The 18,900-nt window shown below is 59.7% G+C and carries 18 protein-coding genes; 13 read left to right on the top strand and 5 right to left on the bottom strand.

Going from position 1 to position 18,900, the window contains the following annotated elements:
* Positions 1-94: 94 nt before the first annotated feature.
* Both GIW69_RS03795 and gloB read right to left on the bottom strand, forming a co-directional pair.
* Entirely contained in the window at positions 95-1,564 is a 1,470-nt protein-coding gene (locus tag GIW69_RS03795) for a transglycosylase SLT domain-containing protein (protein ID WP_236480795.1), read from the bottom strand.
* A 99-nt stretch (positions 1,565-1,663) separates the two neighbouring features.
* A complete protein-coding gene (gene gloB, locus GIW69_RS03790; RefSeq protein ID WP_236480794.1) occupies positions 1,664-2,431 on the bottom strand; it encodes a hydroxyacylglutathione hydrolase in 768 nt (255 codons plus the stop codon).
* A gap of 65 nt (positions 2,432-2,496) precedes the next feature.
* Here gloB and GIW69_RS03785 point away from each other — a divergent pair, with 65 nt between their 5' ends.
* The 5 genes from GIW69_RS03785 to GIW69_RS03765 all read left to right on the top strand — a co-directional run bounded on the left by GIW69_RS03785 (position 2,497) and on the right by GIW69_RS03765 (position 7,846).
* Positions 2,497-3,255 carry a methyltransferase domain-containing protein gene (locus GIW69_RS03785; RefSeq protein ID WP_236480793.1) on the top strand — a complete coding sequence of 253 codons (759 nt, stop codon included), beginning with the start codon at positions 2,497-2,499 and terminating at the stop codon, positions 3,253-3,255.
* 95 nt (positions 3,256-3,350) lie between these two features.
* Positions 3,351-3,812, top strand: a complete 462-nt coding sequence (gene rnhA / locus GIW69_RS03780) for a ribonuclease HI (protein ID WP_236480792.1) — start codon at positions 3,351-3,353, stop codon at positions 3,810-3,812.
* Between the two features lie 192 nt (positions 3,813-4,004).
* The gene (gene dnaQ / locus GIW69_RS03775; protein ID WP_236480791.1) at positions 4,005-4,766 is read left to right on the top strand and encodes a DNA polymerase III subunit epsilon; all 762 of its coding nucleotides are present in this window, start codon (positions 4,005-4,007) and stop codon (positions 4,764-4,766) included.
* Between the two features lie 195 nt (positions 4,767-4,961).
* On the top strand, positions 4,962-7,217 hold the full coding sequence (locus tag GIW69_RS03770; protein WP_236480790.1) for an Orn/Lys/Arg family decarboxylase: 2,256 nt from the start codon (positions 4,962-4,964) through the stop codon (positions 7,215-7,217).
* Positions 7,218-7,231: 14 nt separating this feature from the next.
* The gene (locus GIW69_RS03765) at positions 7,232-7,846 is read left to right on the top strand and encodes a GNAT family N-acetyltransferase (RefSeq protein ID WP_236480789.1); all 615 of its coding nucleotides are present in this window, start codon (positions 7,232-7,234) and stop codon (positions 7,844-7,846) included.
* Here GIW69_RS03765 and GIW69_RS03760 read toward each other — a convergent pair.
* Both GIW69_RS03760 and GIW69_RS03755 read right to left on the bottom strand, forming a co-directional pair.
* The gene (locus tag GIW69_RS03760; RefSeq protein WP_236480788.1) at positions 7,812-8,705 is read right to left on the bottom strand and encodes a LysR substrate-binding domain-containing protein; all 894 of its coding nucleotides are present in this window, start codon (positions 8,703-8,705) and stop codon (positions 7,812-7,814) included. The two genes, GIW69_RS03765 and GIW69_RS03760, sit on opposite strands and share 35 nt — an antisense overlap.
* A gap of 85 nt (positions 8,706-8,790) precedes the next feature.
* Positions 8,791-9,027, bottom strand: a complete 237-nt coding sequence (locus GIW69_RS03755) for a hypothetical protein (RefSeq protein ID WP_236480787.1) — start codon at positions 9,025-9,027, stop codon at positions 8,791-8,793.
* Between the two features lie 183 nt (positions 9,028-9,210).
* On the opposite strand from GIW69_RS03755, the gene GIW69_RS03750 reads away from it, so the two are divergent.
* Both GIW69_RS03750 and GIW69_RS03745 read left to right on the top strand, forming a co-directional pair.
* Complete coding sequence (locus tag GIW69_RS03750) at positions 9,211-9,768, top strand: NAD(P)H-dependent oxidoreductase (RefSeq protein WP_236480786.1); 558 nt, start codon at positions 9,211-9,213, stop codon at positions 9,766-9,768.
* Between the two features lie 74 nt (positions 9,769-9,842).
* Entirely contained in the window at positions 9,843-11,126 is a 1,284-nt protein-coding gene (locus tag GIW69_RS03745) for an arsenic transporter (protein ID WP_236480785.1), read from the top strand.
* Positions 11,127-11,231: 105 nt separating this feature from the next.
* On the opposite strand, the gene GIW69_RS03740 is transcribed toward GIW69_RS03745, so the two are convergent.
* Positions 11,232-12,182 (bottom strand): DUF1853 family protein, encoded by a 951-nt coding sequence (locus GIW69_RS03740; RefSeq protein ID WP_236480784.1) that lies wholly within the window; start codon positions 12,180-12,182, stop codon positions 11,232-11,234.
* 114 nt (positions 12,183-12,296) lie between these two features.
* Between GIW69_RS03740 and GIW69_RS03735 the strand changes: the two genes are divergently transcribed.
* The 6 genes from GIW69_RS03735 to pepN are packed head-to-tail and all read left to right on the top strand — an operon-like array spanning position 12,297 to position 18,817.
* A complete protein-coding gene (locus GIW69_RS03735) occupies positions 12,297-13,187 on the top strand; it encodes an NAD(+) kinase (protein WP_236480783.1) in 891 nt (296 codons plus the stop codon).
* A complete protein-coding gene (locus GIW69_RS03730) occupies positions 13,187-14,158 on the top strand; it encodes a metallophosphoesterase (protein ID WP_236480782.1) in 972 nt (323 codons plus the stop codon). The genes GIW69_RS03735 and GIW69_RS03730 overlap by 1 nt, the downstream gene beginning before the upstream one ends.
* Positions 14,155-15,024, top strand: coding sequence for a rhomboid family intramembrane serine protease (locus GIW69_RS03725; RefSeq protein ID WP_236480781.1), 870 nt, complete (start codon positions 14,155-14,157; stop codon positions 15,022-15,024). The genes GIW69_RS03730 and GIW69_RS03725 overlap by 4 nt, the downstream gene beginning before the upstream one ends.
* Before the next feature lie 37 nt (positions 15,025-15,061).
* On the top strand, positions 15,062-15,322 hold the full coding sequence (locus GIW69_RS03720) for a DUF1315 family protein (RefSeq protein ID WP_236480780.1): 261 nt from the start codon (positions 15,062-15,064) through the stop codon (positions 15,320-15,322).
* The gene (locus GIW69_RS03715; RefSeq protein ID WP_236480779.1) at positions 15,319-16,149 is read left to right on the top strand and encodes a DUF2797 domain-containing protein; all 831 of its coding nucleotides are present in this window, start codon (positions 15,319-15,321) and stop codon (positions 16,147-16,149) included. The genes GIW69_RS03720 and GIW69_RS03715 overlap by 4 nt, the downstream gene beginning before the upstream one ends.
* A gap of 10 nt (positions 16,150-16,159) precedes the next feature.
* Entirely contained in the window at positions 16,160-18,817 is a 2,658-nt protein-coding gene (gene pepN, locus GIW69_RS03710) for an aminopeptidase N (protein WP_236480778.1), read from the top strand.
* Positions 18,818-18,900 lie beyond the last annotated feature (83 nt).

The raw sequence follows: 18,900 nt of genomic DNA, 5'->3' as shown, positions 1-18,900 counted from the left end.
CGCTTAATGCAAAAAAGATCGCAGCCTCCGGCAGCGCCTACACGATCCCTGTAGGCGCTGCCGGAGGCTGCGATCTTTTGAACGTCAAATCAAATCAATGCGGCTGATACACCGTCAGCATCTGCCCTGGCTTCAGAGCCTTGCCCGCACCCGGATTCCAGCGCTTGAGGTGTTGCATCTCGACGTTGAACCGCTTGGCCACCATGTACAGCGAGTCGCCCCGCTTGACCTTGTACTGAGTCTGCGCCTTCTTGCTTGCGGCTTTGCTGCCGCTCTTGCTGTTGGACGCGACCACGGTGTTGATGCGCTTGTTGGACTTGCGAGCGGGGCTGCGCTTGGTGTTGTCCTGCATCACCAGAGTCTGGCCAACCTTGAGGTTCTGGCCGGTCATTTTGTTCCAGCGTTGCAGATCCTTCACCTGGACCTTGTTGGCCTTGGCGATCGAGCCAAGGTTGTCACCGCGCTTAACCCGATAGGCGCGCTTGAGCTGCGCCACTTCGGTCGGGTCGGCGCCGTCGAACACCGGTTTCAATTGACGCGGACTGATCAGCTCGTCCGGCCGCATGGTTTGCAGGCTGGCAGTCAGCAGTTGCGCCTTCGAGGTGGGCACCAGCAGATGCTGAGGGCCGTCGATGGTAGTGCGCTGCTTGAACGCCGGATTGAGCTGGAACAACTCGTCTTCGTCGATGTTGGCAACCGCCGCGACCTTGGACAGATCCATGCGCTGGTTGATTTCGACGACCTGGAAATACGGTTCGTTGGCGATCGGGTTGAGGTTCACGCCGTAGGCTTCCGGTGCGAGCACTACTTGCGACAAGGCCAGCAGCTTCGGCACATAAGCTTGGGTTTCCGCCGGCAGTGGCAGGTTCCAGTAGTCAGTCGGCAGGCCGAGCTTTTCGTTCCGCTCAATGGCGCGGCTGACCGTGCCTTCACCGGCGTTATACGCTGCCAGGGCCAGCAGCCAGTCACCATTGAACATGTCGTGCAGGCGGGTCAGGTAATCCATGGCCGCCGTGGTCGACGCAGTGATATCGCGACGACCATCATAGAAACGGGTTTGACGCAGGTTGAAGTAACGCCCGGTGGACGGGATGAACTGCCAGAGGCCGACCGCATTGGCCCGGGAGTAGGCCATCGGGTTGTACGCGCTTTCGATGACCGGCAGCAGCGCCAGCTCAAGCGGCATATTGCGTTCTTCGAGGCGTTCAACGATGTAATGAATGTAAAGACTGCCGCGCTCACCCGCGTTCTCGAGGAAAGACGGGTTGCTGGCGAACCACAAGCGCTGTTGCTCGATACGCGGGTTGACGCCCAGGCCGTCCTGCAACTGGAAGCCTTGGCGCATGCGTTCCCAGACGTCCTGAGGCACCTGCGGGCTGGGCTTCTCGCTGAGCCAGATCGGCTTTTGCTTGGCCCGGGCGGCGAGGTTCGGCGTATGTGTCAGTTCGGTCTGCGGGACGTGACTGGAGCAGCCCGCCACGATGGCGGACACAGCCACCGCGATGGCTTGCGCCAAGCGGGTCAACGTGCCTGAATTGACGGACTTACGTATGGATGACGACATTGGCTGGAAGTAAGTTCCGCTCAAAAATGTCGGGCGATTCTAGAAACTGCACCCCTTTCGGTCAACCGTTCAGAACTTTTGTGCCAAAGCGCCCTGTCCTTAGAACGTATCTTTCCAAGCCCGTAGCACCGCAAAAACCTCGCTGGAGGCCCGGTTTTGACGTCCGCTCCGTTCGTCCATTTTTTGTTTAACGGATGTTTCTCCAGTGCGCAAAAACGGATTGGTGAGCTTTTCCAGTGCCAGGGTGGACGGCAGGGTCATAACGCCATTTTGGCGTTGCTGGGTAACCTTCTCCAGACGAGCGGCAATGTCGGCATTGTCGGGTTCGACCGCCAAAGCGAATTTCAGGTTGCTGAGGGTGTATTCATGAGTGCAATAGACCAGCGTATCCTCGGGCAATGCGGCGAGGCGGCCGAGGGAATGATGCATTTGCTCCGGCGAACCCTCGAACAGGCGGCCGCAACCAGCGGCAAACAGGGTGTCGCCGCAAAACAGCAGGCCCTGATGGTAATAAGCGATATGCCCGAGGGTATGGCCCGGCACGCTGATGACGTCGAAGTCCCAACCGAGTAGGGTGACCTTGTCGTTGTCCTTGAGCGCCACGTCCCGTGCCGGAATGTTTTCACTGGCCGGGCCGTAGACCGTTGCCCCCGTGGCGTTTTTCAGACGCTCGACGCCGCCGACATGGTCGTGGTGATGGTGGGTGATCAGAATGTCGCTCAACACCCATTGCGGATGGGCATCGAGCCACGCCTGCACCGGCGCGGCATCGCCCGGATCGACCACTGCGCAGCGCTGGCTGGAATGATCCTGCAACAACCAGATGTAGTTGTCGGTGAAGGCGGGAAGGGCACTGATCTGTATCATCGTCGAATTCGCCAAGCAGTAAACATTGGCGCATCTTAGTGCTTCTAAGCGCGTTGGAGAATGCAATGACTGATAAAGCGTTCGCACAGGCCGATCCTGACTGGCTGGACTTGATCAGTGCCGCCCGCGAATGGCTGGCCGGCCCCATCGGGCAATTTTTGCTGGATGAAGAGCGAAAAATGCTCGAAGACGAACTCGGTCGCTTTTTCGGTGGCTATCTCGTGCATTACGGCCCCTCGGCGCAAACACCGCCGTCGGCACCGCAAGTTCAGCGCAATGTGCGCCTCGGCGCGCCGCTGCCGGGTGTCGAGATCGTTTGCGAAGAGCAAGCCTGGCCATTGAGCGAGCACGCGGCCGATGTGGTGGTGTTGCAGCACGGCTTGGATTTCTGCCTGTCGCCCCATGGATTGCTGCGCGAAGCGGCCAGCAGCGTGCGTCCCGGTGGGCATTTGCTTATCGTTGGCATCAATCCCTGGAGTTCCTGGGGTCTGCGCCACGTTTTCACGCAGGACGCCATGCGCAAGGCTCGGTGCATCTCGCCATCGCGGGTCGCCGACTGGCTCAACCTGCTGGGGTTTGCGCTGGAGAAACGCCGCTTCGGGTGCTATCGTCCGCCGCTTGCGTCGCCCAAGTGGCAGACCCGTCTGGACGGATGGGAGCGTCGGGCCGGAGCCTGGCAATTGTCGGGTGGTGGCTTCTATTTATTGGTGGCGCGCAAGATTGTGGTCGGCCTGCGCCCGGTGCGTCAGGAGCGCCGCGAACCGATGGGCAAGCTGCTTCCGCTGCCGATGGCCAAGGTCAACCGACGCCGCATAGAAACCTGAATCAACCCTCTTCATATTTTCGGCCGGGCCTGTCCCGGCCTCGGCCATCGTCGTTCATTCATCGGCGAGGTCACGCATTTTCTGGATAGATTGGCATGAGCGAAAGCGGCGATAGCGTAGAACTGTTCACTGACGGCGCCTGCAAAGGCAATCCCGGCCCGGGCGGCTGGGGTGCATTGCTGGTCTGCAAGGGCGTCGAGAAGGAACTGTGGGGCGGCGAAGCCAATACCACCAACAATCGCATGGAACTGCTCGGCGCGATCCGCGGCCTCGAAGCCCTCAAGCGTCCGTGTGAAGTACTGTTGGTGACCGACTCGCAATACGTGATGAAAGGCATCAACGAGTGGATGGCCAACTGGAAGAAGCGCGGCTGGAAAACCGCTGCCAAAGAGCCGGTGAAAAACGCCGATCTGTGGAAAGAGCTGGACGAACAGGTCAACCGCCACAAAGTCACCTGGAAGTGGGTGCGTGGGCACATCGGTCACCACGGCAACGAACGGGCTGACCAACTGGCCAACCGTGGCGTGGACGAAGTGCGCGGTTACAAACAGACCTGATTGCGCCCAAGCATCGTGACGCGCCCATCGCCAGCAGGCTGGCTCCCAAACTGGATCTGCGTCATGCAAAATTCCCCTGTGGGAGCCAGCCTGCTGGCGATGGACGCGACACGGTCGAACCTGAAAACACCCAGGCTAGCGTGTTAACATCCGCGTTTTTTTGCACGATTCACCGTTGAGAGCTGAGCACTGATGGCCACCAGATCCGTTGTACTCGATACCGAAACCACTGGCATGCCAGTGACCGACGGCCACCGGATTATCGAAATCGGTTGTGTCGAACTGATCGGTCGTCGTCTGACGGGCCGGCATTTTCACGTTTATTTGCAACCGGATCGTGAAAGTGACGAGGGCGCCATTGGCGTTCACGGCATCACCAACGAATTCCTGGTTGGCAAACCGCGCTTTGCTGAAGTGGCTGACGAATTCTTTGAGTTCATCAAAGGCGCCCAGCTGATCATCCATAACGCGGCGTTCGACGTTGGTTTCATCAACAACGAATTCGCCCTGATGGGCCAGCGCGATCGCGCTGACATCACCCAGCATTGTTCGATCCTCGACACCCTGATGATGGCCCGGGAACGTCACCCCGGTCAGCGCAACAGCCTCGACGCCTTGTGCAAACGGTATGGCGTCGACAACTCGGGTCGTGAACTGCACGGCGCCTTGCTCGACTCGGAGATTCTTGCCGACGTCTACCTGACCATGACCGGTGGCCAGACCAGCCTTTCCCTGGCCGGCAACGCGTCCGATGGCAATGGCGCGGGCGATGGTTCGGACAATTCCGCCATCGAAATCCGCCGTCTGCCAGCTGACCGCCAGCCAGCGCGGATCATTCGCGCGACCGAAGCGGAACTGCAAGAGCATGCAGCGCGTCTGGCAATCATCGCCAAATCCGCCGGTGCGCCGGCGCTGTGGACGCAATTGGCCGAGGCCGAATCCGCACAGGCGTAACGCCCAGAAGGAACGCATACCTTGTAGGAGCAGCCTGCGGCATCTCCTACAGGGGGGCGTGTCTCTTTGGACACGATGTGAGCTTTTGCTTTTGAGGGAGTGGAGCCAAGTGGCCACCCTCGCGACATTCGCTGCGACCCTCTACGCTGAGGTCAATGGCCGATCGCATTGCGCCGCCTCAGGACACTGAGCCCCATGTACAAAGATTTGAAATTTCCGGTGTTGATCGTCCATCGCGACATCAAGGCCGACACCGTTGCCGGCGAGCGTATGCGCGGCATCGCGCGGGAGTTGGAGCAGGAAGGTTTCAATATTGTTTCGGCCACGGACTACACCGAAGGGCGGTTGGTGGCCTCGACCCATCATGGCTTGGCGTGCATGTTGATCGCCGCCGAAGACGCCAGCACGAACTCGCATTTGTTGCAGAACATGGCCGAATTGATCGGTCTGGCCAGAGTGCGCGCGCCGGATCTGCCGATTTTCGCCCTCGGTGAACAAGTCACCCTGGAAAACGCACCGGCTGATGCGATGGCCGAACTCAATCAATTGCGTGGCATCCTTTATCTGTTCGAAGACACCGTGCCGTTTCTCGCAAGACAAGTGGCGCGAGCAGCGCGTAAATACCTGGATGGCTTGTTGCCGCCGTTCTTCAAGGCACTGGTGCAACACACCGCCGATTCCAACTATTCGTGGCACACCCCGGGGCACGGCGGTGGCGTGGCGTATCACAAGAGTCCGGTGGGGCAAGCGTTCCATCAGTTTTTTGGCGAAAACACCCTGCGCTCGGATTTATCGGTGTCCGTTCCGGAACTCGGCTCACTGCTCGATCACACCGGGCCACTGGCGGAAGCTGAGGCCCGGGCGGCGCGTAATTTTGGCGCCGATCATACGTTTTTCGTGATCAACGGCACCTCGACCGCCAACAAGATCGTCTGGCATTCGATGGTCGGCCGCGATGATCTGGTGCTGGTGGATCGCAACTGTCACAAGTCGGTTTTGCACGCGATCATCATGACCGGCGCGATTCCGTTGTATTTGTGCCCGGAGCGTAACGAATTGGGGATCATTGGCCCGATTCCCCTGAGCGAATTCAGCCGTGAATCCATCCAGACCAAGATCAATGCCAGTCCGCTGACCCAGGGACGGGCGCCGAAAGTGAAGCTCGCGGTGATCACCAATTCGACCTACGACGGCCTCTGCTACAACGCCGAGCTGATCAAGCAAAGCCTGGGCAATAGCGTCGAGGTGCTGCATTTCGACGAAGCCTGGTATGCCTATGCGGCGTTTCACGAGTTCTTCGCCGGGCGCTACGGCATGGCCACATCGCGCAGCGATGACAGCCCATTGGTCTTTACAACGCATTCCACGCACAAAGTGCTGGCGGCGTTCAGTCAGGCGTCGATGATTCACGTGCAGGACGGTGGCGCGCGGCAACTGGATCGCGACCGCTTCAATGAAGCGTTCATGATGCACATCTCTACGTCGCCGCAATACAGCATCATCGCCTCGCTGGACGTGGCGTCGGCCATGATGGAAGGCCCGGCGGGGCGCTCGCTGTTGCAGGAAACCTTCGATGAAGCCCTGAGCTTCAGGCGCGCCCTGGCCAATCTGCGCCAGCACATCGCTGCGGATGACTGGTGGTTTTCGATCTGGCAGCCGCCCGGCGTGGAAGGCATCGACCGCGTACTGAGCGAAGACTGGCTGCTGCAACCCGACGCCGATTGGCACGGTTTCGGCGAGGTCAGCGATGATTACGTGTTGCTCGACCCGATCAAGGTCACCTTGGTGATGCCCGGTCTGAATGCCGGTGGCGCGTTGAGCGAGAAGGGAATTCCCGCGGCGGTGGTCAGCAAATTCCTCTGGGAACGTGGTTTGGTTGTCGAGAAAACCGGCCTGTATTCGTTTCTGGTGCTGTTCTCCATGGGTATCACGAAAGGTAAATGGAGCACGCTGCTCACCGAGTTGCTGGAGTTCAAGCGCAGTTACGACGCCAACGTGCGTCTTGAGCATTGTCTGCCGTGCGTCGCGCAACAGGATCCGCTGCGTTATCGCGGCATGGGTCTGCGAGATTTGTGTGATCAACTGCACGCCTGCTATCGCAGCAACGCCACGGCTAAACATTTGAAACGCATGTACACCGTCCTGCCGGAGATCGTCATGAAGCCCGCTCACGCCTACGATCAACTGGTGCGCGGCGAGGTCGAGGCCGTGCCGATCGATGATCTGGAGGGGCGCGTGGCGGCGGTGATGCTGGTGCCGTATCCACCGGGCATTCCACTGATCATGCCCGGTGAACGCTTTACCGAATCAACCCGTTCGATCATCGATTACTTGAAATTTGCACGTAGGTTCGACAAAAGCTTTCCAGGCTTTGTGGCCGACGTGCATGGTTTGCAACATGAAGACGAGGGCAATGGGCGGCTATACACCGTCGATTGCGTGAAAGAATGAGGACGTTTGCAAGTATGCGACCGGTCGTGAATCCGAAATACCCGGGCTTGTCCGTGCGGGTCGCCGATGAAGGTTTCGCGCCCTATATCTGGGGCAGCGATTTCAGTTTCGAAGTCGCCGCCTACGGTGACGCGCACATCGGCGCACCTGTGTCGGACTGGCCCGTGACGCCTATCGTGCCGTACCGCAAGTGCTACGGCATCGACCCCGAAGAGTTCAGCAGCTTCCACGATGCTGCCGACAGCGCGATCTTCATGGCGTACCTGGACGACGAGCCGGTTGGGCACTTGGTCATCAGTACGAATTGGAACGGCTTTGCTCACATTGACGAATTGGCGGTGCACGCCCCGGCGCGTCGCCACGGCGTTGCGAAAGCCTTGCTGGATGTGGCGAATTTCTGGAGCCGGAAAAAGAAACTGCCGGGCATCATGCTCGAAACCCAGAACAACAACCTCGGTGCTTGCCGACTGTACGAGCGTTGCGGTTATGAAATAGGCGGCATCGACCATTTACGCTATCGCGGCATCGATCCGAACACCGCCGAAGTGGCGCTGTTCTGGTATCGACTGTTCGATAACCCGCTGGAAAACCTGCTCAGTTCGCCAACATCGCCTCGGCTTGTGCCTTGATCAGCTCCAGCAGCGGCTGAACGGCCGACGTCGATGGCGCGTGGCGGAAGGTTAGCGCATACAGGCAGATCGGCACCGCCGGCGACAACGGGCAGACGTCCAGGCCAGCGGCGCGGGCGCCGAGGGCGGTAAACGGATCGACGATGGCCAGGCCTTCCCCAGCCTCGACCATGCTGCGCATCATTTGCTGGGTCTGTACGCGAGTCTGCACGCTCGGCGCCGGGCGCAATGCGTGAAGCTTGTGCTCCAGCGCCGGGCTCAACGGATCCTGGCCTTCGAGGCCAATCATTGATTGGCCCGCCAGATCTTGCAGGGAGATGTATTTCTGTTTCGGTTGCAGCCAGCCGTGGGGCGCCAGCAGTTGCAGCTTGCCTTGGGCCAGCACTTGGCAATGAATGTCTGGATGTTCAGGGTCATGCAGGCTCAAGCCGAGATCGCATTCACGCAATAGCAGGCTGCGAACGATGTCGCGGGTCGGTTCACTGAGCAACGTGCACGGCGCATCGGGAAGACGTCGGCGCAGGAGGGCGACGCTTTGCGGCAGCAAGTGTTGAGCCAGCGGCGGGGTGCCGATGATGCGCAGTGGCGGTGCGAGGTATTGTTTGAGGCTGTCGGCCAGACGCTGCAGCGGCTCCAGCGCCGAATAGATGTGCGCGATTTCAACCTGTAGCGCCCGGGCTTCGGTCGTCGCCTGCAAGCGTCCGCGAACACTGGCGAACAGCATGAACCCCAACTGGCTTTCGGCTTCGCGCAGTCGCTCTTCGACCTCGGTCACCGGCAACTCCAGCCATTCGGCGGCGGTGCCCAGGTGACCGGTCTGCAAAAGCGCCTGAATCACTTCGATATGGCGTAAACGCATGCGTGAAGTCCATGTCCGGCAGATGGGATCAAAGGCTGAATCCTACCCCAAGTCCGCCGGGATGACTTCTGCTCATGACGCTCGCTCAGGAAGCGATGCTTGGCTCAGGCTCGCGGATCAGGGTGATCCCCGATTGCACCAGCAGAAACTCGTTGTCAGCGACTTTATTTACGCGGTCGCCAATGGCCAGTTTGTAAGTGGTGACAGGCTCCGTGCCGGTTGCGCCGTCTGCCGACGGGTTGGATTCCTGGAACTCATGCACTGAATAAATGCGGCCTTCCGCATCTCTTGCATGGAACTGACCCACGAGTACTGCTGCCATCTGCTTAAAACCTCTGGAGATAAAACGCTTGATTTGCGGCTTGGTAGACCGTTATCGAGCGCGGTAAGTTTTCCTGCAAGAAAAAAATAATCAGAACGCGGGAATTTCCTTCGTCGTCTGGTTGAATCACTGCCGAATCATCTATAACTAGAGGTTCTTCCCACGGACAGTCGAGCGTCTTCCATGAGCAATGTCTACAACGTCGCCGTTATCGTCGGCAGCCTGCGCAAAGCATCGATCAACCGCAAGGTCGCCCTGGCGCTGGCGGAACTGGCACCGGCGAACCTCAAACTGAGCATTGTCGAAATCGGCGATCTGGCGCTGTATAACGAAGACATCGACGGTGATTCACCGCCCGCAGCCTACAGCACTTTCCGGCAACAAGTGCGTTCATCCGACGCGGTGCTGTTCGTGACGCCGGAATACAACCGCTCGGTGCCGGCACCGTTGAAGAACGCAATCGACGTCGGTTCCCGCCCCTACGGCAAGAGTGCCTGGAGTGGGAAGCCGGGCGCGGTGATCAGTGTGTCGCCGGGGGCGATTGGCGGTTTTGGCGCGAATCAGCATCTGCGCCAGTCGTTCGTTTTCCTTGATGTGCCGTGCATGCAACAGCCGGAAGCCTATTTGGGCGGCGCGGGTACCGCATTCGATGAGGCGGGCAAGCTGAGCGAATCGGTGAAACCGTTCTTGCAGAGTTTCATTAATGCGTACGGTCAATTCGTCGAACAACATAAGAAATAATCCCCCCCTATAAGAGCTGCCGCAGCCTGCGGCAGCTCTTACCGTTGCAATCCACTGCGCTCAAAGGCTGCTAAATGCTCGCTGCTTCGCTGATTTTTCTGCTGACTATTACCCTTGTCATCTGGCAACCCAAAGGCCTCGGTGTAGGTTGGAGTGCAATGCTGGGCGCCGTGCTGGCGCTGATTTTTGGCGTGGTACATTTCAGCGATATCCCGCTGGTATGGCAGATCATCTGGAACGCCACCGGCACTTTCGTCGCGTTGATCATCATCAGCCTGTTGCTCGACGAGGCGGGGTTCTTTGCCTGGGCGGCATTGCACGTTGCGCGTTGGGGGCGAGGCAGCGGGCGCAAGCTGTTTGCTTTCATGGTGCTGCTCGGCGCATTGGTCTCGGCATTGTTTGCCAATGACGGCGCGGCGCTGATCCTTACGCCCATCGTGATTTCCATGCTGTTGGCCCTGCGCTTCTCGCCGGCAGCCACGCTTGCGTTCGTCATGGGGGCGGGATTCATTGCCGACACCGCGAGCTTGCCGTTGGTGGTATCCAACCTGGTCAACATCGTCTCGGCGGACTTTTTTCACATCACTTTCAACGAATACGCGGCGGTGATGGCGCCGGTGAATTTGGTCAGCGTCGCCGCGACGCTGGGCATGTTGTTGTGGTTTTTCCGTCGCGACATCCCCAAGGCTTACGATCCGGAACAACTTGAGCATCCGCGAACGGCGATCCACGACAACGCGACGTTCTATGCGGGCTGGGTAGTGTTGGCGATTCTGTTGATCGGTTGTTTCGCTCTGGAACCGCTCGGCATTCCCATCAGCGCAATCTCCGCCGTCAGCGCGGCATTGCTGCTCGCTATCGCGGCGCGCGGCCACAGGATTTCCACGCGCAAGGTGATGAAAGAGGCGCCGTGGCACATCGTGATTTTTTCGCTGGGCATGTACCTGGTGGTGTATGGCTTGCGCAATGCCGGACTCACGGGGTATCTCGCCGGTTGGCTCGATGTGTTCGCGGGGCATGGCGTGTGGGGGGCGGCGCTGGGGACCGGAGTGTTGACGGCGCTGCTGTCATCAATCATGAACAATATGCCGACGGTGCTGATCGGGCTGCTCTCGATTGATGCCAGTCAGGCGAGCGGGGTGGTTAAGGAGGCGATGATTTACGCCAACGTGATCGGCAGTGACCTGGGGCCGAAAATTACGCCGATCGGAAGTCTGGCAACGCTGCTCTGGTTGCATGTGCTGGAGCGCAAGGGGATTCATATCGGTTGGGGGTATTACTTCAGGGTCGGGATTGTGTTGACGGTGCCGGTGTTGTTGGTGACGTTGGCGGCGTTGGCTGTGCGTTTATCCCTATAATCCGGGTCGGCGCAATCGCGAGCAGGCTCACTCCTACAATTGGAATGCGTGCGTATGTAGGAGTGAGCCTGCTCGCGATTGGGGCAAATCCTGACGGCGCAAATCTTAGGACTGCCCCGGTACATTCGGCCAAAGATCCGACACCAGAAACAACCGCTCGGCCTCTTCCCAGTCCCCTCGACCACTCTCAGTCAGTCGAACCATCAATTGCGCCGGCGCCAGCGGCGCCAATTCGTCCAGCCAGGCCCGTAACTGTTCATCGCTCCAGACCTGATCCACCGGGTAATGCGCCGGGGCCAGCCAGGCGTGGCGGGGCAGCGGTTGCCAGCGGCCGGGGGGACGTTGGGCGACGAACGCTGGCCAGTCCTTCTGATGCAGCCAGCTTCCGCGCAAATGTTGAGGATGGGCACCGCTCGGTGAATTCGACGTTCCCGGCCACGGATAAAGCAGGTAACCGCCGAGCCACAGTTGCGCACTGAACGCCCCGACATCCAGCGCGGCCAGCACTTCGCGGCTTTCCGGGCGTGCGGAAATCGGCAGTTGATGCTCGCTCAAATGCGCCAGTTTGCGATCCAGTCGATCATGACAGCCCGGCCCCAGCCAGTTTCGCGAGTCGTGTCCGTCGCCGTCCTGTGGCCCGAGGTAAAGCTTGATCGCCAGCTCCAGATGATGAACGCCGTCACGATCACGCAGCAGCATGTCCAACTCGCCAAGGGTGTGGCCCTCGCGGCGGATCGGCAAATTCGCGGCGATCAGCTGGATCCCCGGCGCATGCTCCACGGCAAACTGCCAGAGCCGCTCGTAATAAAGTCCCAGGCGCCTCGTGCGCGCTTGCGACAGCCAATGCAGCAAACCGTAACTGTCACGGTCGAGCTGACGCAGCCAGTGTTCCAGTCGTTGCGGATCGCGCACCCATTCACTTCCGGCCAGCGGATGGCGCTGCGGCCACGGCGTGGTGGCGAGCATCGGCGGGGCGAGAATCACCCACGCCAGATCGCGCACCTCTGGATGGCGCAATTGGTGAGGCAGCTGAAGCAAGTCGGGAAATAGGATCATGTTGGGAGGATAGCCGCAAACGCGGGCGCACCCTTGGGGCTGAAAGGATTTTGTCTATCTGACGCTTTCGCCCATAATCGGGCTTTTCGCGTTGAAGATCCCCGCAGGAGCCCCATGGAGCAATTTCGTAATATCGGCATCATCGGTCGCCTCGGCAGTTCGCAGGTGCTGGATACCGTTCGCCGACTGAAACGGTTTCTGCTCGATCGTCATCTGCACGTGATCCTCGAAGACACCATTGCCGAAGTCCTGCCGGGCCACGGCCTGCAAACCTCTTCGCGCAAGATGCTTGGCGAAGTCTGCGACATGGTCATCGTCGTCGGCGGCGATGGCAGTCTGCTTGGCGCCGCCCGTGCGCTGGCCAAGCACAATATTCCGGTACTGGGGATCAATCGGGGCAGTCTCGGATTTCTGACCGATATTCGCCCCGACGAGCTGGAAGTCGAAGTTGCGAAAGTGCTCGACGGCCATTACCTGGTGGAAAACCGCTTCCTGCTGCAAGCCGAAGTCCGCCGGCATGCCGAGGCGATCGGACAGGGCGATGCGCTCAATGACGTGGTGCTGCACCCCGGCAAGTCGACGCGGATGATCGAATTCGAGCTGTACATCGACGGCCAGTTCGTCTGCAGCCAGAAGGCCGACGGCCTGATCGTCGCCACGCCGACCGGTTCCACCGCGTACGCGCTTTCGGCGGGTGGCCCGATCATGCACCCCAAGCTCGACGCCATTGTGATCGTGCCGATGTATCCCCATATGTTGTCCAGCCGGCCAATTGTGGTCGACGGCAACAGTGAGCTGAAAATCGTCGTGTCCAAAGATATGCAGATCTACCCGCAAGTCTCCTGCGACGGGCAGAACCATTTCACCTGCGCGCCGGGCGACACCATCACCGTCAGCAAGAAAGCGCAGAAACTGCGCCTGATCCATCCACTGGATCACAACTATTACGAGGTCTGCCGCACCAAGCTTGGCTGGGGCAGCAAGTTGGGGGGCGGAGGCGACTGATGCTCGATCCCGCGCGCAGTTATGACCTGATTGGTGACGTGCACGGATGCGCCCTGACCCTTGAACACTTGCTCGACCGTCTCGGTTATCACAAGCAGGGCGGGATCTGGCGCCATCCGTCGCGCATGGCAGTGTTCGTCGGCGACATCATCGACCGAGGGCCGCGAATCCGCGAAGCGCTGCACATCGTCCACGACATGGTCGAGGCCGGGCAGGCGCTGTGCATCATGGGCAACCACGAATTCAACGCCCTCGGCTGGTGCACCCCGGCACCTCCGGGCAGCGGCAAGCAGTTCGTGCGCGAGCACACGCCACGTCATGCGCGGCTGCTTAACGAAACCCTCACTCAATTCGAGCAGCACCCGGGCGACTGGCATGACTTCCTGCAATGGTTCTACGAACTGCCGCTGGTCATCGATGCCGGACGTTTCCGCGTGGTGCATGCCTGTTGGGATGCCGGGCTGATCGATCCATTGCGCGGCCTGTTCCCGGACGCGCGCATCGACGAACACTTCCTGCAAGCCTCGGCCGTGCCCGGCAGTTTCGCCTGCACCGTGTTCGACCGCTTGCTGCGTGGCACCGACATGCGCCTGCCCGACGGCCAGACCATGACCAGCGGCGACGGTCTGGTGCGTTCGTTCTTCCGCACCAAGTTCTGGGAAGATGACCCGCAGACCTACGGCGATATCGTCTTTCAGCCCGACGCACTGCCAGAGCCCGTCGCGCAAATCGCGCTGACCTCGACTGAAAAAAACACGCTGTTGCGTTACGGCATGGACGAGCCGTTGTTGTTCGTCGGTCATTACTGGCGTAGCGGCAAACCGGTGCCGATCCGCCCGAATCTCGCGTGCCTGGATTACAGTGCGGTGCTCTACGGCAAACTGGTGGCCTATCGTCTGGATCAGGAAACCCGCCTCGATCCAGGTAAATTCGTCTGGGTCGATGTCGAGCGGCCGGAGATTATCCAATGAGCAAGATTGCGGTATTGCGTTTGCCGCTGGCGGCGGACTTGAGCGGTTTCGTCAAACTCCTGCAACGCATGCAGGTGCCCCATCGCGTGAGCGAGGAAGCGGGCGAGCAGGTGTTGTGGGTGCCCTCGGAAATCAGCGATGACGTGCGTTCGCTGTATGAGCGGTTTCCGGCCGGCGATCCCGATCAGCAGCTGGATATCCCGGTGACGCAGACGTTCCAGCGCCCGGGTTTCGTTGAACAACTGAAATACGCGAAAGCAACCGGGCTCATCCTGTTGCTGAGCCTGATCGTTGCCGGCCTGACGTACCTTGGCGACAACCTCGAAACCCTGCGTTGGCTGACCTTCCTCGATTTCCGCGTGGTCGGCGATTACATCCACTTCGTGCCGCTGGCCGACAGTCTGGCGGCGGGGCAGTGGTGGCGGTTGTTTACGCCGATGCTGATCCACTTCGGCATCTTGCACTTGGCCATGAACGGTATGTGGTACTGGGAGCTGGGGCGGCGTATCGAGTCGCGTCAGGGCAGCATCAACTTGATCGGACTGACCTTGCTGTTTGGCCTGGTCTCGAATTACACGCAGTTTGCCTTTAGCGGCCCGACCTTGTTTGGCGGTCTGTCGGGCGTGCTGTACGGCTTGCTCGGCCATTGCTGGATCTTCCAGTTGCTGGCGCCGAACCCTGCTTACCGCCTGCCGCGTGGCGTGCTGGCGATGATGCTGATCTGGCTGGTGGTGTGCATGTCCGGGGTGATCTCGATGATCGGCTTCGGTCAAATCGCCAACGCCGCCCACGTCAGCGGGTTACTCATCGGATGCTTCACCGGTTTGTTGGGTGGTTTGTATAACCGCCGTAAACTGGCCGCCTGAATTTTTGCTGGTTTGAACAAAGAGCACGGAGACTTTGATGTCCTCTTTTAACGAAATGATCCAAAACATCACCCCCGATATTTACCAGAGCCTGAAACTGGCGGTGGAAATCGGCAAATGGTCTGATGGCAACAAACTCACCGCCGAACAGCGTGAACTGTCCCTGCAGGCAATGATCGCCTGGGAAATCCAGAACCTGCCGGAAGAAGAGCGCACCGGTTACATGGGCCCGCAGGAATGTGCATCGAAGTCGATCGAAGTGCCGAATATTCTGTTCAAGTCGGACGCTATCCATTGATTGAGATTGGCCGCGGTGCAATCAGCAAAATGTCGGCGCGCCTGGACGGGCCGAACGTGCAATACGCGTTTCGCCTGGATGACGTCGAGGTGCCGGTCAATCCGTTGATCGGCAGCACGTTGCGTCTGGAGTTCCTGGGGGCGATCCATTGCACCCATTGCGGGCGCAAGACCAAAACCAGTTTCAGCCAGGGCTATTGCTACCCGTGCATGACCAAACTGGCCCAGTGCGACTTGTGCATCATGAGTCCGGAACGTTGCCATTACGACGCCGGCACCTGCCGTGACCCGTTGTGGGGCGAGCAGTTTTGCATGACTGATCATGTGGTTTACCTGGCGAATTCGTCGGGCATCAAGGTCGGCATCACCCGCGCCACGCAATTGCCCACGCGCTGGCTCGACCAAGGCGCGATCCAGGGGCTGCCGATCATGCGCGTTGCCACCCGGCAACAGTCCGGCTTCGTCGAAGACCTGTTCCGCAGCCAGGTGGCCGACAAGACCAACTGGCGCGCGCTGCTCAAGGGAGATGCGGTGGCGGTGGATCTGGCGCAAGTGCGCGATCAACTGTTCGAAAGCTGCGCCGAAGGCCTGCAAGGCTTGCAGGAGCGATTCGGCCTACAAGCGATTCAGACGATAGCCGATGTCGAACCGGTGGAAATCCGCTATCCAGTGCAGCAATACCCGGCCAAAATCGTCAGCTTCAACCTGGACAAGAACCCGATTGCCGAAGGCACGCTGCTGGGGATCAAGGGTCAGTACCTGATCTTCGACACCGGCGTGATCAACATTCGTAAGTACACGGCTTATCAACTCGCCGTGCATCAATAAGGATTCCAGCATGCGCACCGAACAACCGAAGATGATTTACCTGAAGGACTATCAGGCGCCCGAGTACCTGATCGACGAGACACACCTGACCTTCGAGTTGTTCGAGGATCACAGCCTGGTGCACGCGCAGTTGGTGATGCGCCGCAACCCGGCCCGTGGCCCGGGCCTGCCGCCGCTGGTGCTCGATGGCCAGCAACTGGAATTGCTGTCGGTGACCCTGGCGGATCAAGAGCTGACCACCGCCGACTACCAGCTCTCCGAAAACCACCTGACCCTGCAACCGACCCGCGAAACCTTCACGGTCGATACCAGCGTCAAGATCCACCCGGAAACCAACACCGCGCTGGAAGGACTGTACAAGTCCGGCACGATGTTTTGCACCCAGTGCGAGGCCGAGGGTTTCCGCAAGATCACCTATTACCTCGATCGCCCGGACGTGATGAGCACGTTCACCACCACGGTGGTCGCCGAGCAGCACAGCTATCCGGTGCTGCTGTCCAACGGCAACCCGATTGCCAGCGGCCCCGGCGAAGACGGCCGGCACTGGGCAACGTGGGAAGACCCGTTCAAGAAGCCGGCGTACCTGTTTGCGCTGGTGGCCGGTGATTTGTGGTGCGTCGAAGACACGTTCACCACCATGACCGAGCGCAACGTGGCGCTGCGTATCTATGTCGAGCCGGAAAACATCGACAAGTGCCAGCACGCCATGAACAGCCTGAAAAAGTCGATGCGCTGGGACGAAGAGGTTTACGGTCGCGAGTACGATCTGGACATCTTCATGATCGTCGCGGTCAACGATTTCAACATGGGCGCCATGGAGAACAAGGGCCTCAACATCTTCAACTCCAGCGCCGTGCTGGCTCGCGCCGAAACCGCCACCGACGCCGCACACCAGCGGGTCGAGGCCATTGTCGCCCACGAATACTTTCACAACTGGTCGGGCAACCGCGTGACCTGCCGCGACTGGTTCCAGCTGTCGCTCAAGGAAGGCTTCACTGTGTTCCGTGACGCCGGTTTCTCTTCTGACATGAACTCGGCCACGGTCAAGCGTATCCAGGACGTTGCTTACCTGCGTACCCACCAATTCGCCGAAGACGCAGGCCCGATGGCCCATGCCGTGCGTCCGGACAGCTTCATCGAGATTTCCAACTTCTACACCCTGACCGTGTACGAAAAGGGGTCGGAAGTGGTCGGGATGATCCGCACCCTGCTGGGCGCAGAAGGCTTCCGCAAGGGCAGCGACCTGTATTTCGACCGCCACGACGGCCAGGCGGTGACCTGCGACGATTTCATCAAGGCCATGGAAGATGCCAATGGCGTCGACCTCAGCCAGTTCAAGCGCTGGTACAGCCAGGCCGGCACGCCACGTCTGGCGGTGAGCGAGTCCTACGACGCCGCAGCCAAAACCTACAGCCTGACGTTCCGCCAGAGCTGCCCGGAAACCCCGGACAAGGTTGAAAAACGGCCCTTCGTGATTCCTGTCGAATTGGGCCTGCTGGATTCCAGCGGCGCCGAAATCGCGTTGCGTCTGGCGGATGAAGCCTCGGCGCAGGGCACCTCGCGGGTCATTTCCGTGACCGAAGCCGAACAGACTTTCACCTTTGTCGACATCGCCGAACAGCCGCTGCCATCGTTGCTGCGCGGTTTCTCCGCTCCGGTGAAACTGAGCTTCCCGTACAACCGCGACCAATTGATGTTTTTGATGCAGCACGATAGCGACGGCTTCAACCGTTGGGATGCCGGTCAGCAACTGTCGGTGCAAGTGCTGCAGGAATTGATCGCCCAGCAGCAGAAGGGCGAAACCCTTGTGCTTGACCCGCGTCTGGTCGCGGCCCTGCGCACCGTGCTGGTCGACGACACGCTCGATCAGGCCATGGTCGCGGAGATGCTTTCGCTGCCGAGCGAAGCGTACTTGACTGAAATCAGCGAGGTCGCCGACGTCGACGCGATTCACATCGCCCGCGAATTTGCCCGCAAGCAACTGGCGGAAAACCTCTTCGAACCACTATGGCTGCGTTATCAAGCCAATCGCGACCTGTCGAAGAAAACCCCTTATATCGCCGAGGCCGAGCATTTCGCCCGTCGTGCGCTGCAAAACATCGCGTTGTCGTACCTGATGCTCAGCGGCAAGCCGGAAGTCCTTGCGGCCACGCTTGAGCAATTCGAATCCTGCGACAACATGACTGAACGCCTGACTGCCTTGGCGGTGTTGATCAACTCGCCGTTCGAAGAGCAGAAAGCCGCAGCCCTGGCGAGCTTCGCCGAACACTTCAAGGACAATCCGCTGGTCATGGATCAGTGGTTCAGCGTTCAGGCTGGCAGCCCGTTGCCGGGTGGCCTGGCGCGGGTCAAGGCATTGATGCAGCACCCAGCGTTCAACATCAAAAATCCAAACAAAGTGCGTGCGCTGATCGGTGCGTTTGCCGGGCAGAACCTGATCAACTTCCACGCGGCGGATGGCTCGGGCTATCGCTTCCTGGCGGATCTGGTTATCGAGCTAAACAGCTTCAACCCACAGATCGCCTCGCGCCAACTGGCGCCGCTGACACGCTGGCGCAAATACGACAGCGCTCGTCAGGCGCTGATGAAAGGCGAACTGGAACGCATTCGGGCGTCTGGTCAATTGTCCAGCGACGTGTTCGAAGTAGTCAGCAAAAGCCTCGCCTGACGCAACCCTGATGTAGGAGCGAGCCTGCTCGCAAAAGCGGTGGATCGGTCAATGATGATGTTGACTGTCCTGACGCCTTCGCG

The sequence above is a fragment of the Pseudomonas syringae genome (assembly GCF_021605415.1).
In the GTDB taxonomy this organism is placed as follows: domain Bacteria; phylum Pseudomonadota; class Gammaproteobacteria; order Pseudomonadales; family Pseudomonadaceae; genus Aquipseudomonas; species Aquipseudomonas syringae_S.
Note: the sequence above shows the minus strand (reverse complement) of the source record. Positions and strands in the feature narration are given on the sequence as shown.